This is a genomic window from Anaerocolumna jejuensis DSM 15929 (genome assembly GCF_900142215.1).
GTDB classification, from domain to species: domain Bacteria; phylum Bacillota; class Clostridia; order Lachnospirales; family Lachnospiraceae; genus Anaerocolumna; species Anaerocolumna jejuensis.
Genome location: NZ_FRAC01000016.1, coordinates 138,639 through 157,116 on the forward strand (window position 1 = coordinate 138,639; position 18,478 = coordinate 157,116).

Consider the following 18,478-nt stretch of genomic DNA (forward strand, 5'->3'; position numbering starts at 1 on the left):
TGGGAGGACTGTTAAATCCTTACTCTGTGCGTTCTTTTTTCCTTGAAAAAAGACGGAAGGCCGTAATAAAAGCTCCCACAAGACAGATAGCAAATGCCGTTAAATATACTATCCGCATGGCAAAAATAAAAGCAGGAGTTCCGGCTGCAGCGATATCGCTCACATGATGGCCGACCTTGGCGCTCATAGACTGGTACAGCAGGGTAGTGGCAAGAGTAATTCCCACAATCATGCCAAGATTACGGACAAGGGCGCTGATACTGCCTCCGATACCCAGCTTATTTCTCGGCAGAGTGGACATTACAAGGGAAGTATTCGGGGACTGGAACAAGGCATTGCCAAGAGACATGATTCCCACATAAATACCCATTGCCCAGTAATTGGGGCTGGCATCCAAGGTTGACATTAAAAGCAGGCCGGCGCTGATCAGGCAGAGTCCAATCAAGGTTAAAATTTCGGAGCCGATTTTATCGGAGATATAACCGCTTACCGGAGCTGCCAATGCCAGAACAAGAGGATAGATTGAAAGAAAGGCCCCGGCATTTTTAGGAGATAAGCCTAACGCGTCCTGCAGGTAAAAGGGCATGACAATATTGGAGCAAAAAATAGCCAAAAAGGTTATAAAGCTGCAGATTAAGCTGATGCTGAACCATTTGCTGTGAAAAAGTGAAAGCTCCAATAAAGGCATCTCTATTCGTTTCTCCCGTCTTATAAATAAGCAGAATAGTATGACAGAGACAAAAAGGCTGATTAAAACAGAGGGAGAGGAGAAGCCTAATTGCTGGACCTGTCCCAAACCGCCGAAAAGCAGTACAATAAAGACCAAAAAGAGAAGGGAACCGGGCAGGTCAACCTTTTCATCAAGCTTGTTTTTCGAACGGGGAAGTAATTTCAGAGAGAGAATAACAACGATAATGCCGATAGGAATGTTAATCCAGAAGATATATTCCCATTTGGTATAATCCACAATAAAGCCTCCGAGAGAGGGACCTACCAGAGAACCGAGGGCTACAAAGGCCCCGTTTATTCCCAAAGCCCTTCCTCTTTCGTTATCGGGAAATACCTGAGTGATGATACCCTGGCTGTTGGACATTAATCCGGCAGCACCCACAGCCTGTATTACTCTTGCTGTCAGCAGTATAATCAGAGAGTCTGAGATTCCGCATAGGAGGGAACCCAAGGTAAAAACGACCAGGCCAATTTGAAAGACAATGGCCTTTCCGTAAATATCACCCAGTCTTCCAAAGAGCAGCATCGTTGCGGAAACGGCAATGAGGTAAATACTTACGACCCAGGCAATGGCTCCTGAGGATACCGAGAGGCTCTTTGACATGGTCGGAAGTGCTACATTTACAATGCTGCTGTCCAGAGTGGACATAAAGACTGACAAAACAATAACAAACAAAATGCCCCACCGCACGCCCTTAGGCATGACAGCCTGCTGATGTTCTTTTTCATTCATTACAATATCCATAGTATAGATTCCTTTACTTTTCTTCTGCACGTACCAGAATAGTGTCCAATGTGCTGTATAATTCCTCTAGCTTATCATTCGGAATATCTGCTGTGATCTGCTCCAGCCAGTCATTCAAAGCTTTTCTTATGATGGGTACAGCCTCTTTTGCCTTGTCGGTCAGATAGAGCTTGCAGGCCCTTTGGTCCTTGCTGTCGGGGAGCTTCCTTATATAATCCAGTTTTATCAGTTTTTGCACGGTACGTGTAGACATAGCTTTATCCACATGGATCAGCCTGCTTAATTTTTCCAGGTTAATGCCTTCCTCATCACTTAAGGTCAAAATAAAAGGATAGGAACCGCTGCTTAGCTCCAGCGGCTTTAAAGCAATATCCATATGCTGCTGGGTACATTTGGAAATATGTCCTACTCGTCTGCTTAAAGAATTATTAATATTCATATGGTACCTTTTTCTGGTATTATTATTTTATTATGTCCGGGTAATTATACCTCTTATAAAATTGATTTGTCAACTTTATTGTCAAAAAAGAAACACACTGAAAAAAGGCTTTTATTCTTCGGGCATAGATGGTATAATAAGCAATACTAAAAGTACTTTCGTGCAATGATAAAGAGGATGAAGGAAATGAAAAAGAAAGTAAAAGTTAAAGGAGCCTTGCAGTCCTATCTTAGATGGCCCCTCTTTTTGTCCTTGCTGTTAATAGCCATGGATATCGGTATAAATCTGGCAGACAGAAAAGCCGGCATGATGATGAACGGCTTTGTTGTAGTGTATATCATCATAGCTATGGCCTTGTATTTCTTTAAAAGACCCAATATTCTGGGAGACATTGTGAGATACGCCGCTGATTATGGACAGGTCCAGAAGCAGCTTTTAAAAGATATGGCTCTGCCTTACGGTGTACTTGACTGTCAGGGGCGGCTTTTATGGGGAAATAACGAATTCCTGGAAGTCGTTGGCGATGAAAGGCTGGCGAAGAAATCCATAAGCCGGATATTTCCTGAAATTACGGAGGCGGTCCTTCCCACCGACATGCAGGACCAGATCGTACACCTGACGAAGGAAAACAGCTCTTACAAAATACTTCTTCGCAAAATCATAGCCAGGGGCTTTTTTGATGACCAGTCATGGGATATAGCGGAAGAAGGACATGGGGATGACACCAACAGCCTGATTGGCATGTACATCTACGATGAAACGGAAATTAAATCCCTTGCCAGGCTGAACCAGGAACAGAGGATGATAACAGGCCTTTTGTATATCGACAATTATGAAGAAGCCCTTGAGAGCATTGATGAAGTAAGAAGGTCCCTTCTGGTCGCACTGGTAGACCGTAAAATCAACAAATACATGCAAAGCATTGATGCCATTGTCAAAAAGGTGGAAAAGGATAAGTACATCTTTTTATTCAAGCAAAAATATCTGGCCCAGCTCCAGAGCAATAAATTTAATTTGCTGGAGGAAGTCAGAACCATTAATATAGGAAATGAAATGTCCGTTACCATTAGTATCGGACTTGGTGCAAATATAGATTCCTACCAGACCAGTTATGAATATGCCCGGGCTGCCATAGACCTTGCCCTGGGAAGGGGCGGAGACCAGGCCGTGGTAAAGGATGGGGACAAGATCTTCTATTACGGGGGAAAGAGTATCCAGCTGGAGAAGAGCACCCGTGTAAAGGCCCGTGTAAAAGCCCATGCCCTGAAGGAATTTGTGGAAGCGAAGGATAAGGTCGTAATCATGGGGCATGCCATTGGGGATGTGGATTCCTTTGGTGCAGGAATCGGAATTTACCGCATTGCAAAGACCCTCAATAAAAAAGCCCATATTGTCATTAATGAGGTAACTACCTCCGTAAGGCCGTTAATGACTAGATTTATTAATAACCCCGATTATGAAGACGATATGTTCCTAAAGAGTGAGCAGGCTATCGGAATTGTTGACAGCAATACGCTTTTGGTCATTGTAGATGTAAACAGGCCAAGCTATACGGAATGCAAGGAGCTGTTAGGCCTGACCAGGACCATTGTGATACTGGACCACCACAGGCAGACAGGGGAAGCAATCGAGAACCCTGTACTTTCCTATATAGAGCCCTATGCCTCCTCTTCCTGTGAGATGGTTGCGGAAATTCTGCAGTATATCGGTGACGGACTCAGATTAAAGCAGGTGGAAGCAGATGCCATGTATGCCGGCATTATGATTGACACCAATAACTTTCTTACAAAGACCGGCGTAAGAACCTTTGAAGCAGCAGCTTTCCTGAGAAGAAGCGGCGCAGATGTTACCCGCATCCGGAAAGCCCTTCGCAGTGATATGGATGAATATAAGGCAAAGGCGGAAGCAATCAGTGCCACGGAAGTCTATATGGAGCATTATGCCATAACGGTATGTACCAGTGCCGGTATCAACAGCCCTACCGTACTGGGGGCCCAGGTTGCCAATGAACTGTTGAATATCACGAATATCAGGGCATCCTTTGTTTTTACGGAGTTCAGTGAAAAGATTTATTTAAGTGCAAGGTCAATAGATGAAGTAAACGTACAGCTCATCATGGAGAAGCTGGGCGGCGGCGGGCATATGAGCGTTGCCGGTGCACAATTTACCGGCTGTACACAGTCAGAAGCTGTTTATAATTTAAAAACTACGCTTTCAGCGATGAAAAAAGAAGGCGAGCTGTAATAAGTTTGCCGGCAAAAGGAGTTTTTCAAAAAGGGACGGCAGTTTGCACAAAATAGAAAGCTTCCTGCTTCGATTCCAATGTATAAGAAGTCCTAATTCTCTGAAGATTTTGTGCCGGGCATATCCTCAAACAGATAACTCGCTACGCTCAAACAATCTGTTTGAGGATATAGCACAAAATCTTCAGAGAAAAGGACTTCTAATACATTTCCATAGGCGCTGGAAGCTTTCTATTTTATACAAACTGCCTGTTTATGGAAAAGGGCTTTTGGAGGTTGAAGCATTCTATTATTTAAGGTTGTACCGCGGAAAAGCCTGAGATATGTAATAAGAACAAGAGTGAAAGAAAATTTTAATAGGAAAGGATGCCACGCACAGATTCTTTTACTTGGTGATTTGTTTTACAGATTGCCAGTGGCCGTATTGCAGACTGGTCCCTTGGATAGCCTGCGATATGTAATGGGTGTAAACGATGCAGATTATATTAACACAGGACGTAAAGGCATTGGGTAAGAAGGGGGAAATGGTGAACGTAAGTGACGGTTACGCCAGAAACTTCATCCTGCCTAAGAAATTAGGGCTGGAAGCCAATGCAAAGAACCTGAATGATTTAAAATTACAAAAAGCAGCAGAAGAAAAAAGACAGAAGGAAATATTAGAAGAAGCCAGGGCCCTTGGGAAAGAATTAGAGAGCAAGACCCTGGAAGTTAAGATAAAGACAGGAGAAGGCGGAAGAACTTTCGGCTCCATTTCCTCCAAGGAAATCACACAGGAATTAAAAAGCCAGTATGCACTTGACATTGATAAGAAGAAGCTTCAGATAAATGATCCCATTAAGACTCTTGGTACTCATACTGTTCCTGTTAAGCTGCATCCTCAGGTGACGGCAGAATTAAAAGTAAAGGTAAGTGAACTGTAAGAGCAGGTTACGGGAATTAAGGGAGGAAATACCGTGGATGAGGCATTTATAAAAAAAGTTCTTCCTCATAATGGGGAGGCTGAACAGTCCGTAATAGGCTCGATGATAATGGATAAGGATGCCATTGCGGCTGCGGCAGAACTCGTTACCGGAGAGGACTTTTACGAGCAGCGTTTCGGGGTGCTCTTTGATGCCATTCTGGAGTTGTACAATGAAGGTAAGCCGGTAGATTTAATTACTCTGCAAAATAAATTAAAGGAATTAGAAGTGCCGGAAGAGCTGAGCAGCCTGGAATTCTTCCGGGATATCATAGCTTCGGTGCCCACTTCGGCAAATGTACGCTATTATGCCAGCATTGTAAAGGAGAAATCCACCTTACGGCAATTGATTAAGGTTTCGGAGTCCATTGCCAATGAATGTTATCTTGATAAGGAAAAGCTGGAGAATATCATGGAGGATTCCGAAAAGAAGATGTTCGACATTCTCCAAAAGAGGAATACCGGTGATTTCGTCGGTATCAGGGATATTGTATTCCAGTCCCTGGAGAGCATCGAGTCTGCGGCACGGAACAAAGGAAGTGTCACAGGTGTTGCCACCGGTTTTTATGATTTGGATTATAAGACAGCAGGGCTTCAGCCCTCTGATTTGATTTTGATCGCTGCCAGACCCTCTATGGGTAAGACAGCCTTTGTACTTAATATTGCAGAGCATGTGGTATTAAAGGGAAATACGACTACAGCCATTTTCAGCTTGGAAATGTCAAAGGACCAGCTGGTAAAGCGTATTATGTCCATGCATTCAAAAGTTAATTCCCAGTCCATCCGAACGGGAGAGCTATCCGATGAGGACTGGATCAAGCTGGTAGAGAGTGCCAGAGCAATCGGAAATTCCAATCTGATTATTGACGATACCTCCAGTATCTCAGTGGGTGAGCTGCGTTCAAAATGCAGAAAGTTCAAATTGGAATATAATCTTGGCCTGATAATTATCGATTACCTCCAGCTTATGACGGGCAGCAAGAAAAACGATTCCAGACAACAGGAAATTTCAGAAATATCAAGGTCATTAAAGGGGATTGCAAGGGAACTCAATGTTCCGGTAATTGCACTTTCCCAGTTAAGCCGTGCCGTTGAGCAGCGTCCCGATAAACGGCCCATGCTCTCAGACCTTCGTGAATCCGGTGCCATCGAGCAGGATGCCGATATTGTTATGTTCATATACAGGGATGATTATTATAATCACGATTCCGAAGAAGCGGGAATTTCAGAAATCATCATCGGCAAGCAGAGAAACGGTCCTACCGGTACCGTTAAGCTGGCATGGCAGTCCCAGTATACGAAGTTTGCCAATTTGGAAAGAAGTTAATGCCGGATACCTTTAAAATTTGACATTATGTAAAAATATACTGTAAAAAGAAGGCTTTTGAAAGGAGATTACTCCTTTTGAAAGTCTTTTTTGTTTTCAGGTGCGGTCTTTTCTTCTATGGTGTCGATGAGAACTGAAAGAAAATACCCGCTTTTTATTGCATTGGACAGGCTCTATGCTATAATAGGATTAATGTAAATAAATTACAAATATAAGAGGAGGATGAGGAATGCAGGAAGTGCGGTATATAATATCGGAGGCCTCAAAAAAAGTGGATGTGGAGCAGCATACGCTGCGTTATTGGGAAGAAGAGCTTGATTTACATATACCCCGGAACGAAATGGGACACAGATATTATAGGGAAGAGGACATAGAAATATTAAAAGCCGTCAGGATACTAAAGGAAAAGGGGTATCAGCTGAGGGCTATCAAAATCCTCTTGCCGGAGCTGAAAAAAGAAAAGAACCTGGATGAAAATGAAATTGGTAGGATGAAGGAAGAATGGGATAAGAAATATGTGGATGAGCTTGTAAAAGAGGAGGAAGAAGCCGCTGTCTCAGTTCCGGAGAAAAATTTACCCAAAAGGGAAGAAGGAAACGGATATACAAAAACGGAACAGAAATTAGGTCAGTTTAAAGCCATTATGCAAGGACTCTTTATAGACGCCTTAAGGGATAACAATGAGCTTATGGCAGACACAGTAAGCGAAAATGTAACAGACCATGTGATTAAGGAAATGGATTATTTGCTTCGGATTAAGGAGGAAAGGGAGGAAGAAAGATACAAGCAGTTCGACAGGACCTTAAGGGAACTGCAGCTGGGAAGATCCGAGGCGGCCGCAGGGCTTATGAAGAAACGGAAAAAAGCCTTTGGCAAGCCAAAAAAATTTTGAAAATAAAAAAAGACCGCAGCTTATCGGATTGATGAAGCAGGCAGTCTTTTTCTTTGAATATATTAAGCCTCAATAGCACCTGTAGGGCATGTAGCAGCACAAGCACCACAATCAAGACAGGCATCAGCATCGATTTCATAGTGGCTAGCACCCTCAGAAATTGCTCCAACAGGACATTCACCTGCGCAAGCGCCGCAGCTAATACATTCATCACTAATTTTATATGCCATAATTATGTACCTCCTTTTCAAATTTTTCATCTATTATTTTAATATAAACAGGCCTATAATACAAGTAAAATATACATAAACTTCGAAAAGAAATACTGCCTTGACGATAACATGCTCTTCGATTATAATGTAATATGTAACAATACAGAAAAATAAGTAAGCTTTTAATAAACAAGGAGGAATTCAAATGGCACAGGTATCTAAGGATATGACAATCGGTGAAATCATTACGGTTGATCAGGGTATTATTCCTATTCTTTTAGCGTCAGGGATGCACTGCATCGGCTGTCCTTCTTCACAGGGAGAGTCTTTGGAAGAAGCAGCTATGGTTCATGGAATGGATGCAGATGAATTAATGGAAACAATTAATGAATACTTGGATAATAAATAGATAAAAAAAGATTCTGTAACAGCTTTTGTTACAGAATCTTTTTTGTTTATTTGATACTTCAAAGCTTATAGTGTCAGAGGGTTTTCTTATAACTGGGATAAGACCTGCACAGCCTTCCCTTTTATAATTTGCTCAAAGTGTTCGTCGTAGTAGTAGGTACTTGCATAAGTGGTAGGTTCAAGCTTACCGTATTCTGATACGATATTGCATATCTTATTAAATTCCTCCGGCGTATGCTCGGATTTGGAAATCACAAGGTAATAAACAGAATTCAAAGGATTTTTATACAGTGTATTATAGCCGCTGTAGCAATGCCTGATTACTGCCGACAGCTTTTCGACCTCATCCAATGTTTTAAAGGAATATACTTTCATCAGATTGGTCTGATAGGATACGGATTTTGTTTCTGCCAGCTGTTCGGAAGGTTCTTCCTTATTAATGGATAAGGCCTCTGCCAGAGGTATAAAGTCCTCGTTATCCTCCGATGTGCCATCGGAGAGCAAGTCATCTATTTGTCCAAAGGAACTGATAATCTCATCGGCATAAGAATCCTCATTATCTTCCTCATATAAATTGTCACTGTCATGATCGTCAGGTGAGAACTTAGAGAATCTTGTATCCAGTTCGTCAGGGTCTTCAACCTTTGTTATGACCAAAATCAAACATTCAGGAGAAACAGGTATTGCTTCTATCATCAACGGTATATCTTCTGCTTCAAATCCAAACTCGTAATTAGCCTGCTGCATCATATCACGGAACAAGGCTTTTGCTTTCTCACTACCATAGGCTAGCTCGCTGATACGTAATTCCCGATCCACTAAATCATCTCTGCTCAAAGTACAGCGAATCTGACGTTCGCTAATTTTCTCTATCTTCATAGAATCACATCCTTTTCTATGTGCTGTCCTGCATTAGGATTTGGCAGCCGTGCAGGCATTCTATTGCTGTAATAGACTATGAGTGCTGCAACATTGATATAGTACTAGGTATTAAAGATAGCTATAGTGATGTTGTATTCAAAGTATAATTTATTAATATTACTTAGTCAAGTGATTTTTTCCGCCAAATTCTTGGATTTTCGTACATATACAGTTTCTCCAAAATCGGGTTTTGATACACGAAAGACGCTATAGGAATATCTTTTTTGTTAATTATAATATATGCTTTAAGATAACAAACATTTACTTTTTTTTATCTTAGTCATATTGACGAAGATATATAGAAAAATTTGTGAATTACAATGAATAAAAAAGGATTGTGAATAACTGGGGATGCCGTTATAATAAAAGAGGAGTCCCTGGTATTTTTTTCCGTCATGAAACTGATAAGAAAGGAGAAAATGAACAAGCCGGTTTGGTTTGATAAATATCGTATTATAAAAGCCCTGGGAAAGGGCGGAAGCGCAGAAGTGTTTTTAGCAGAGCATAGAAAGCTGGCTTCTCTCTGCGCAATCAAAAGAATTCACAAGGGGAACCCCCTTCACCAACAGCTCCTTCAGGAAGCTGTTATCTTAAAAAGTCTGTCACATCCATGTATTCCAGTAATTTATGATTTTGAAGAAGATAAAGAATATTCCTATATTATAGAACAATATATGGAAGGTATTCTGTTAAAAGACTTCCTGAAAGAAGAAGGCCGGCTAAAAGAAAGCCTGGTAGTTTCTATCGGCACTTCTATCTGCAGCCTGTTTCTATATTTATATTCTTTGGACAATCCGGTCCTCTATCTGGACTTAAATCCCGGAAATATTATTCTTAATAAGCTGGAAGTGAAACTGATTGATTTTGGCGCCTGTGTCTACAAGGAAAAAGCGGAAGAACGGAAATTTTCACTGGGGACCAGAGGCTTTTTTGCGCCTGAATTAAAGACCGGCTCACCGGATGAGAGAAGTGATGTATATGCCATCGGAGCTCTTTTGTACTATTTGATCATGGGAGGAGTGTCCTTTAAATCAGGATATTTTCAGCCCGATGCCGCTGCCAGGAAACTGTATTCGGCCGGACTCCTGCGTATTATTCAAAGAGCGTCAAGGTACCATTCTGCTTTCCGCTACCTTTCGGTTGCCCAATTAAATAAGAAATTATTATCAGAACAAAATCGGAAATTAAAGGGCGGTCATGCAATATCAGGGGAATCCATAAAAGTAGCAATCGCAGGAGTGCAGAGCAGAATAGGGGTTACACATCTGGCCCTGCTCCTTGCCGGGTATCTTAACAGCAAAGGAGTAAAATGCCTGTATATGGAGAAAAATCCGACGGGACATTTAAGGGCAATTTTAAACAGCCGGAAGGGCGAATTAAGAGCGGATGGTATCTGGCATCTGAAGGAAGGCTTCTTTCTCCCCTTTTCCCAGTTATCCACCACACCGTTGACAGAAGGCTTCCAGATTATCTTATATGACTTTGGGACAGCTTTTCAGGAAGGGAGGGATGAATTTAACAAAGCGGATATCAGGCTGCTGGTGGCAGGGACAAAGGACTGGGAAGTAGAAAGCTGGAAGGAGGCAGAGGATAACCTGAAGCCTGGCAGCAGTAAGATACTGCTTAACTTCTTAAGCGGAAAGCAGTTCAGGGATTTTTGCAGGGAAGAAAAGGACAACCCGTATTACCGGCAGTATAATTGCAGGTATTACCGCATACCCTATGAACCGGATCCTTTTTCGGATAATCTGTCCCAGGAGATGAAGGATTTTTTGGAGGAATTACTGGACAAAGAATAACAGCCTGCCCCGGGGAGGTGGTAAATTGCACATATTCAAAGAAAGCAAAAAGGAATACAGGAGCCTTGGCAGGCTGGTCATTGGCATAGCCGGCACACATGAAGGAGTTGGCGTGACCCATCTGGGGCTTATGCTGACCTCCTGCATCAGTGAGGGAATCGGGCTGAGCACCGCATTTCTTCACTGGCCGGACAGCAGGGACATCTGCCTGCTAAGAAACCACTTCTTTTCTGAGGATGAAGGCATATCCGGGAATAAGAACATTCCCGGGAAGGAAGGCATATGCAGAAGTGGACACTTGTTTAATAGTGAACAAAGAGAAGAGTTTACAGTGTCGAAGGCTTCCTTTTATCCGGGAGTGGGAAAAGAAAGAATGGCAGAGATACTGGCTAAGGGCTATGACTGCATTGTGATGGATTTTGGAAATGCCTTCAAAGAGCATAGGGAGGAATTCCTGCGCTGTGACAAAAAGATAGTAGTCGGAAGCCTTACTCCCTGGAAACGATACTGTCTGGAGGATTTCATTGCAGAATCTGAAATGATAACCGGAAGCTCCGACTGGATTTATGCCATAAATTTCGCTGCTGAAAGGGAGGTGGCTGTGGCGGCAAGAAGCCTTAACCGAAGAGTTCTTCCTGTTCCTTATGAGAGGGACCCGTTTTTTCTGTCACCGGGTGCCATGAACTTTACAAAGAACATTATATAAACATACTGCCCTTGGGTTAAGTATAACATATCACAAATGACCTGCTTATCCAAAAAAGGCAATAAAAACTGATACGGGAATAAAGGTCTGCATCGGGTATCCTCAGTACATAAGCAGACAAATGGAAGGGACTGTCTAAGAATGGCAGTCCCTGTTCCTTTTATGGTATAATAGGCAGGACTTTTTATAAAAAAGTCGAATTTCATAATGACGTTAGGAGAATTCAATGCTATAATAGTATCAGTTTAAACGCACTTACAGGAAGGAACTGCTGCAATGGCCGGTTAACAGTCTTTTCATGCCGTATTTGGGGTATGGAATACCATCTGGCTTACTACAGGACAATTATGCCGCAGTCCCAATTCAGGAAAGAGGTAATATGAGAAAACAAAGGAATATGACGGTGGCTGGAATAGCAATTGCACTGGTAATATTACTGATTATTATACTATCTGCCGTTGTAAGAAAATTCACTCCCAGCAACGAGCATATGGCATTGAAGGATTACTATCATGTAAAGGGTAATAACGTCCAGGTGGTGCTTCAGGATACGTTATATGAAAAACAAGGCATATTAAAGGACGGCCAGGTATATCTTGATTATCAAACAGTAGCAGATGTCTTTAATAAAAGATTCTATTGGGATTCCAATGAAAATATTCTAAGCTATACAACCCCGACGGAAATTATAAGAGCAGAGATCGGCAACAGTTATTACAATGAGAATAACAGCCAGGTCAAGACAGATTACCAGCCGGTTATAATAGAAGATCAGACGGCATACGTAGCTCTTGATTTCGTGAAGCAGTACTCTGATTTGAATTATACTTTATATAAAGACCCTTCCCGTGTGGTAATTCAGTACAAGTGGGGAGATGCTCTTGGAACGAAGGTAAAGAAGAAGACCCAGCTAAGAGTGAAAGCAAGCATCAAGAGTGATATTCTGAAGAATTTAAAAGAAGGAGAAGAGCTTGCTTTAGTTGATACCAGTGAAGTAACAAGCGGAAAATTTTATAAAGCCATGACCGTGGACGGTGTTATCGGATATGTGAAGGCAAACCATGTAGTAAAGCCATATTATACGGAGAAAAAGAGCAGCTTTAAGGCTCCCTCCTATTCCCACATAACACAAAACGGGAAGGTTAATCTGGTATGGCATCAGGTTACCGTTGCAGATGCGAATAATAATTTGATTCCTTTATTGGAAGATACCAAGGGAGTAACCTGTGTTTCACCCACCTGGTTTAAGCTTTCGGATAACAAGGGAGGAATTACCTCCCTGGCAAGTGAAACCTATGTGGAACGGGCACACAATCTTGGAGTGCAGGTCTGGGCTCTGGTAGATGACTTTAACAGGGACGTGGATAAGAAAAAAGTCCTTTCTTCCACCTCCACCAGAAAGAAGCTGGTGAATGAGCTTATTGCAGAGACTATCAAATATGGAATTGACGGAATTAACATTGATTTTGAAAATATCCCCAAGGAAGCAGGAGAGGATTATATCCAGTTCATCCGTGAATTATCTGTAAAATGCAGAAGCAACGGGATTGTTCTTTCTATTGACAATTATGTCCCTGCCAGCTATAACTCTCATTATGACTGGGAGGAACAGGGAGCAGTGGCGGATTATGTAATTATTATGGCCTATGATGAACACCACAGCAACTCAGAAGAAAGCGGCTCCGTATCTTCTGTGGGATTTGTAGAGAATGCCCTGAGTGAGATAATTAAGTCCGTGCCAAAGGAGAGGGTAGTCATTGGTCTGCCCTTCTATACCAGGTTATGGAAGGAAGCCAAGAACGATAGCGGTACTGTAAAAATCACTTCGGAAGCCTATGGAATGAAGGCAGCCGAAAACCTGCTTACCGATAACGGAGTCACCGCAAAATGGGATGACAAGACCGGACAGTACTACGGCGAATTTAAAAAAGAGGGTGCTCTGTTTAAGATTTGGTTAGAGGAAGAGGACTCTTTTGAAGCAAAATTAAAGGCAGTGGCAAATGGGGATGTTGCAGGTATTGCAGGCTGGAAACTGGGCCTTGAAAAGCATAATATCTGGAATGTCATTGCGAAATATATAAATTAAACGGTAACTACCGCAATGTGATTCATAGGGCAGGGCTTTTACTCATAGAATATAGTAAAACAACCTGAATGGATTTATATTGTGAAAAACCACAGAAAGCTCTACAGGAATTATTTCCACATACTGTTTTTATGCTTTGTCTGCCTGGCAGTTTATACCTTGAATGATCCTTCCGTTGATGTTATGCAGAGGGAAACGAAATCTGGTAAAACTGACGGGCAGATAACTGTTATTCTGGATCCCGGTCATGGAGGGTTTGATCCCGGAAAGGTTGGGGTTAACGGAGCCCTGGAAAAGGACATTAATCTTTCGATAGCCTTAAAATTAAAAAAGCTGCTGGAGCAGAACGATATTAAGGTAATTTTGACCAGGGATAGTGACAGCGGACTTTATAGCAGCAGCGACAATAATAAAAAAGCGGCTGACATGCGAAAACGGGTCGATATTATTAATAACAGCAGCGCTGTATTGGCTGTCAGTGTTCATCAGAACAGCTACACCAGTGAGGCAATCAAGGGTGCCCAGGTATTTTATTATACGAAATCCGGACCGGGCCAGGAATTTGCCAAGATAATGCAGAGCCAGTTAAAGGCAACCTTAAACGACGGAAACAGAAGAGAAGCGAAGTCAAATGATTCCTATTATATGCTGAGAAAAACAGAATGCCCCATTATAATTGTAGAATGCGGCTATCTATCCAACAGCATGGAGGCAAACCTTTTATTGGAGGAGGCTTATCAGGAAAAGCTGGCTTGGGCCATTCATCTTGGAATATTCCGTTATCTTAATACCATGGAGGGGAAAGAGTGAAAGAAAAGCACTTTCACACACATTATTTATAGCAGTACCGCAGACTTATCTGCGGTATGCAAAGGGAGTAGAGTGAAAGAATAAAAACATGGTATTTAAAGGTATATGGTGTTATAATGTAGCTGTTACGAATAAATATGAATTATTTGCATAAGAAGACCGGCAGTAAGAATGGAATTTCCGGTTTGGGAAAGCGTATGGATACAAAAATTATAAAAATAGACAACGACCATATCGACAGCACAAAGTTAAAGGAAGCCGTTGATATATTAAAAAATGGAGGATTAGTGGCTTTTCCCACAGAAACGGTGTATGGATTGGGAGCAGATGGATTAAACAAGGATGCTTCCATGAAAATATACGCTGCCAAGGGAAGGCCCTCTGATAATCCTTTGATTCTTCATATAAGCTCTATGAAGGCTCTTGATGATTTGACAAAGGGAGATTCTTCCCTTGGAAGAAAGCTGGCACAGGCCTTCTGGCCGGGACCGCTGACCCTTATATTTAACAAAAGTGAAAAGGTGCCTTTGACAACAACGGGAGGACTTGATACGGTAGCCGTCCGTATGCCTTCCCATCCCATTGCCTATGAGCTTATCAGGCAGTCAGGTGTTTATGTAGCCGCACCCAGTGCCAATACCTCAGGAAGACCCAGCCCTACCACAGCGGGCCATGTAATTGAGGACATGGATGGAAGAATAGACATGATAATCGACGGAGGCAAGGCGGATATCGGACTGGAATCCACCATTGTGGACGTTACCGGAGAGATTCCGGTAATTCTTAGACCGGGATTTATCACACTGGAAGATATTGAGAGGGTTACAGGAGAGGCGGAATACGACAGGAGCCTCTTTCAAAAGCCGTCAACAGAAAATTTCAAGCCCAAGGCTCCTGGTATGAAATACAGGCACTATGCACCCAAGGGCCAGCTTACGATTTATGAAGGTGAAAGCAGGAATGTTATACAGGCAATCAATAAAGAAGCGGCGAAAAAGCAGTCGGAAGGATTTAAGGTTGGAATCATAGCAACGGATGAGACCCTGTCTTCCTATGAGAACGGTATTATTAAAACCATAGGCACGAGAAAAGATGAAAAAACCATAGCCAGCGGCCTGTTCCGGTTATTGAGGGAATTTGATACAGAGCAGGCGGATTATATCTATTCTGAAAGTTTTTATGATAATCCTCTCGGACAGGCTATCATGAACCGTCTTCTAAAAGCAGCCGGTTATCATATAGAGAAAATCTAGGAGAAAAGAAAATATATTTTGAATGAAAGGACGCCATGCAGGAATTCTTCCGGCCTGCTAATTTATGGCAATACCGCAAAAGTGGTATGTGACGGGTATATATATGATAAAATATGAAAAAATTATATTTGTCTGCACTGGAAATACCTGTAGAAGTCCCATGGCAGAGACCATATATAGGAGTATGGAAACCAACAGTGATATTACAGTGACTTCCAGAGGGCTAGTGGTTCTCTTTTCAGAGCCCTTTAATCCAAAGGCAGATACGGTACTGAAAAATCATAATCTGGAATTGGAGGGACATTTCTCAAAGCCCCTTAAGAATTCCGATATTGACGAAAATACACTGATACTGACCATGACAGAAAAGCAAAAGCAGAGTGTTATAGAAGATTTTAAGGATACGGGAAATATTTATACAATCAAGGAATTTGTCGGTGAAAGCGGTGATGTGACAGACCCTTACGGGGGAACTCTCATTGATTATGAGGATTGCTATGTGGAGCTGGCAAGGCTTGTGAAAAAGACTGTTTATAAACTCAACGAGGAGGAAAATGCATGATAGCATTAGGCTGTGACCACGGAGGATTTGAATTAAAGCAGGAAATAATAAAGCACCTTAAGGACAAGGGAGTACCCTACAAGGATTATGGAACCTATACGGAGGATTCCTGTGACTACCCTGTATATGCAAAGAAAGTTGCCGAAGCGGTATTAAGTAAGGAATGTGAATTCGGCATACTGATCTGCGGAACAGGAATCGGAATTTCCATTGCCGCCAACAGGATGAAAGGCATTCGTGCGGCACTTTGCCATGACTGCTTTAGTGCGGAGGCTACCAGATTGCATAATGATGCAAATATCCTTGCAATGGGAGGCAGAGTAATCGGGCCCGGACACGCGCTCAAGATTGTGGACACTTTCCTGAATACTCCTTTTTCAAAGGATGAAAGGCATGTAAGAAGAATCAATCTCATCGAAGACTAGCAGGAAAAAGGGAAATGTATTGCAGTTTTCCAATTCCCCGCTCATGCATTGGAATATTAATGAATAACCTCCGCTTAATGGGCAAAAATACCATATAGGAACAATGGTATTTTTACATTAGGCGGAGGTGTTTTATGGTTTCAAAACAAAGTATTTACAAGCAGCTGGGAGAGGTGTTATTCAAACGAAAGCAGAAGGTCTGGCTGTATGTCCTGGGAATATTATGGATGGCGGTAGCTGTACAGGTGGGAGTAAATCATCTGCTGCTTCCAAAGACAAGTCTTTTACAGGCTTTCGTAAGCACCAATACCAATGTTTCCGCTTTTGAACTGGAAATGTGCGCAAGCTATGGAAAAGGTTATTTAAGTGATAAGGAGAAGGAGAACCTTGTCCGTTATCTGGCGGACAGCATAGGCCTTAAGGTGGAGGGCACTCCGGTTATTTCAGATAATGGGCAGGAAACAGAAGTTACCGTTGAAAAAAACGGAAAAAATGCAGATACCTCAATCAAGGTCGCTACCCTAAGCCAGCAGGAGGAGGGTGTGGCTAACTTCCATCATTATATCCTGGTCCGGCTAAAGCTTTATGAAAATACAGAGAGCCTAATGGATTACCGCAATCTGCTGGAAAAAGCGATGAAGGAATTAAAGGCGGAAAATATACAGACAACCATGCAGCTTTCCAGCACCTATAAAGGGCATTTAAACCTGGATAGTATGAATAAGATTGCAAATGGCATGATTGAAAGCCTGGGAGGGAAAATAGCATATGCAAACAGAGAAGAAGAACTTTTTACTGTTTATGCTTACAGCGGTCTTTTAAAGGAATATGTAACCTCCATGGGCACAAAAATAAATATTCATATTGCAATACAATACGATAAAGATACGGATACCACCATTGTTTATCTTGGAACACCGGTAATAAATGGAGGATATTAAACCGCTGTTCACTTCTTAGCTGCCTGTCAGGGAGTTAAGAGGTGAAACAACGGTTTTTCTGTTTTTAAGAAGTATGAATCAGCGTTTTCTTAAAACCAGCGTTTTCTGCCTCTGTAGCGTTTCCGGCGTTCAAGCATTTCATTATATAGGAGTATTTCTGTCATGTCTCTCATCCATCCGATGCTGTCAGAGGCTGTAATGCCGTCAGAAATACTGGATTCTTTTACGGTATCCAGGTTATTATAGATTTTATCGACGAGCCTTCCTAAATAAACCCTATCCGGATATTCGTCAAACATACAGCTGCCGTCGTATTCCAGCTTATCACATTCTTCCTCTATTAAGGAGAGAATCAGCTTTGCTTTCTTCGGATACAGCTGCTTCATGTAGTCAAAATCCTTTGTTGCATCCTCACAGTTATCATAGCCGTATAAAGGCATCATGGGAACAGCAAGGGGAACGTGATAAGGAGATATATCGGTCATATAGATATTGCTTGCTGTATAACCTTGCATGTAGTCATAATCATATTCGCCCCTATGATTTGCTTCACTGTCGGAATAATCCTGCGCTCTGGGGATAAAACCGGGCGTCGGAGGATTCGTTGGAAGTATGGTTCCAGGGAAGGAGCTGGAAGGATTGGGAAGGGTCGAAATGGTATTTCCTATATTACCAGGCATCGTGTTATTTCCCGGAGCAGAAGGAATATCTGGGATGGAGGGAATAGCCGGCAGTACAGGAAGGGTATAAGCGGGCCTTGCAGGAGCTGTCATTGGTGCAGAAGGCAAGGTGGGAATCAGGTTGCCAAATGGAACAGTCGGCATGGTGGGGGTTGTAAACCCTGGAATATTCGGTGCTGTTGGTGAGGTGCTTCCAGGAGCTGCTGGCATAACTGGCCTTACCGGTGCTGTGGGAATTCCGGGCATGGTAGGCATCGTGGGCCTTGCGGGCATTGTGCTCATGCCTGGCATAGTAGGCATCATAGGCCTTGCGGGCAAGGTGCTCATGCCTGGCATAGTAGG

The 18,478-nt window shown here is 42.4% G+C and carries 19 protein-coding genes; 13 read left to right on the forward strand and 6 right to left on the reverse strand.

The genetic code is table 11. The features are described from left to right. Nucleotides 1–19: 19 nt before the first annotated feature. On the reverse strand, nt 20–1,474 hold the full coding sequence (locus BUB77_RS16345; RefSeq protein WP_139241209.1) for an MFS transporter: 1,455 nt from the start codon (nt 1,472–1,474) through the stop codon (nt 20–22). Nucleotides 1,475–1,487: 13 nt separating this feature from the next. After that, nucleotides 1,488–1,913 (reverse strand): MarR family winged helix-turn-helix transcriptional regulator, encoded by a 426-nt coding sequence (locus tag BUB77_RS16350; protein WP_073277848.1) that lies wholly within the window; start codon nt 1,911–1,913, stop codon nt 1,488–1,490. A gap of 186 nt (nt 1,914–2,099) precedes the next feature. On the opposite strand from BUB77_RS16350, the gene BUB77_RS16355 reads away from it, so the two are divergent. From BUB77_RS16355 to BUB77_RS16370, 4 genes are all read left to right on the forward strand, one after another. Beyond that, nucleotides 2,100–4,157 carry a DHH family phosphoesterase gene (locus BUB77_RS16355; protein WP_073277850.1) on the forward strand — a complete coding sequence of 686 codons (2,058 nt, stop codon included), beginning with the start codon at nt 2,100–2,102 and terminating at the stop codon, nt 4,155–4,157. Between the two features lie 472 nt (nt 4,158–4,629). Next, complete coding sequence (rplI, locus tag BUB77_RS16360; RefSeq protein ID WP_073277852.1) at nt 4,630–5,076, forward strand: 50S ribosomal protein L9; 447 nt, start codon at nt 4,630–4,632, stop codon at nt 5,074–5,076. 33 nt (nt 5,077–5,109) lie between these two features. After that, the gene (gene dnaB / locus BUB77_RS16365; RefSeq protein ID WP_073277854.1) at nt 5,110–6,441 is read left to right on the forward strand and encodes a replicative DNA helicase; all 1,332 of its coding nucleotides are present in this window, start codon (nt 5,110–5,112) and stop codon (nt 6,439–6,441) included. Between the two features lie 229 nt (nt 6,442–6,670). After that, nucleotides 6,671–7,333 carry a helix-turn-helix domain-containing protein gene (locus BUB77_RS16370; RefSeq protein ID WP_073277856.1) on the forward strand — a complete coding sequence of 221 codons (663 nt, stop codon included), beginning with the start codon at nt 6,671–6,673 and terminating at the stop codon, nt 7,331–7,333. Between the two features lie 62 nt (nt 7,334–7,395). On the opposite strand, the gene BUB77_RS16375 is transcribed toward BUB77_RS16370, so the two are convergent. Beyond that, a complete protein-coding gene (locus BUB77_RS16375; RefSeq protein ID WP_073277858.1) occupies nt 7,396–7,563 on the reverse strand; it encodes a DUF362 domain-containing protein in 168 nt (55 codons plus the stop codon). Between the two features lie 187 nt (nt 7,564–7,750). Here BUB77_RS16375 and BUB77_RS16380 point away from each other — a divergent pair, with 187 nt between their 5' ends. Then, nucleotides 7,751–7,954, forward strand: a complete 204-nt coding sequence (locus BUB77_RS16380) for a DUF1858 domain-containing protein (protein WP_073277860.1) — start codon at nt 7,751–7,753, stop codon at nt 7,952–7,954. Between the two features lie 86 nt (nt 7,955–8,040). Here the strand turns inward: BUB77_RS16380 and BUB77_RS16385 are convergent, their stop codons facing one another. After that, nucleotides 8,041–8,832, reverse strand: a complete 792-nt coding sequence (locus tag BUB77_RS16385) for an adaptor protein MecA (protein ID WP_073277862.1) — start codon at nt 8,830–8,832, stop codon at nt 8,041–8,043. 461 nt (nt 8,833–9,293) lie between these two features. On the opposite strand from BUB77_RS16385, the gene BUB77_RS16390 reads away from it, so the two are divergent. The 8 genes from BUB77_RS16390 to BUB77_RS16425 all read left to right on the forward strand — a co-directional run bounded on the left by BUB77_RS16390 (nt 9,294) and on the right by BUB77_RS16425 (nt 17,456). Next, a complete protein-coding gene (locus BUB77_RS16390; RefSeq protein WP_170866671.1) occupies nt 9,294–10,673 on the forward strand; it encodes a serine/threonine protein kinase in 1,380 nt (459 codons plus the stop codon). A gap of 25 nt (nt 10,674–10,698) precedes the next feature. Further along, nucleotides 10,699–11,379: a hypothetical protein gene (locus BUB77_RS16395; RefSeq protein WP_073277865.1), complete on the forward strand. Its 681-nt coding sequence runs from the start codon at nt 10,699–10,701 to the stop codon at nt 11,377–11,379. A gap of 379 nt (nt 11,380–11,758) precedes the next feature. Beyond that, nucleotides 11,759–13,465, forward strand: coding sequence for a glycosyl hydrolase family 18 protein (locus BUB77_RS16400; protein WP_073277867.1), 1,707 nt, complete (start codon nt 11,759–11,761; stop codon nt 13,463–13,465). Nucleotides 13,466–13,546: 81 nt separating this feature from the next. Further along, nucleotides 13,547–14,275 (forward strand): N-acetylmuramoyl-L-alanine amidase, encoded by a 729-nt coding sequence (locus BUB77_RS16405; RefSeq protein ID WP_073277869.1) that lies wholly within the window; start codon nt 13,547–13,549, stop codon nt 14,273–14,275. Nucleotides 14,276–14,472: 197 nt separating this feature from the next. Beyond that, nucleotides 14,473–15,528, forward strand: coding sequence for an L-threonylcarbamoyladenylate synthase (locus BUB77_RS16410; RefSeq protein WP_073277899.1), 1,056 nt, complete (start codon nt 14,473–14,475; stop codon nt 15,526–15,528). 103 nt (nt 15,529–15,631) lie between these two features. Continuing rightward, complete coding sequence (locus BUB77_RS16415; protein ID WP_278277721.1) at nt 15,632–16,090, forward strand: low molecular weight protein arginine phosphatase; 459 nt, start codon at nt 15,632–15,634, stop codon at nt 16,088–16,090. Beyond that, nucleotides 16,087–16,515: a ribose 5-phosphate isomerase B gene (rpiB, locus tag BUB77_RS16420; RefSeq protein WP_073277872.1), complete on the forward strand. Its 429-nt coding sequence runs from the start codon at nt 16,087–16,089 to the stop codon at nt 16,513–16,515. Before BUB77_RS16415 ends, rpiB begins: the two co-directional genes overlap by 4 nt. 134 nt (nt 16,516–16,649) lie before the next feature. After that, nucleotides 16,650–17,456, forward strand: coding sequence for a YwmB family TATA-box binding protein (locus tag BUB77_RS16425; RefSeq protein ID WP_073277874.1), 807 nt, complete (start codon nt 16,650–16,652; stop codon nt 17,454–17,456). Nucleotides 17,457–17,545: 89 nt separating this feature from the next. Here the strand turns inward: BUB77_RS16425 and BUB77_RS16430 are convergent, their stop codons facing one another. Together BUB77_RS16430 and BUB77_RS29965 are read right to left on the reverse strand one after the other, a co-directional pair. Next, nucleotides 17,546–18,136, reverse strand: coding sequence for a hypothetical protein (locus tag BUB77_RS16430; RefSeq protein ID WP_073277876.1), 591 nt, complete (start codon nt 18,134–18,136; stop codon nt 17,546–17,548). Between the two features lie 4 nt (nt 18,137–18,140). Continuing rightward, a partial coding sequence (locus BUB77_RS29965; RefSeq protein ID WP_170866673.1) for a hypothetical protein occupies nt 18,141–18,478 on the reverse strand: 338 nt, incomplete at its 5' end.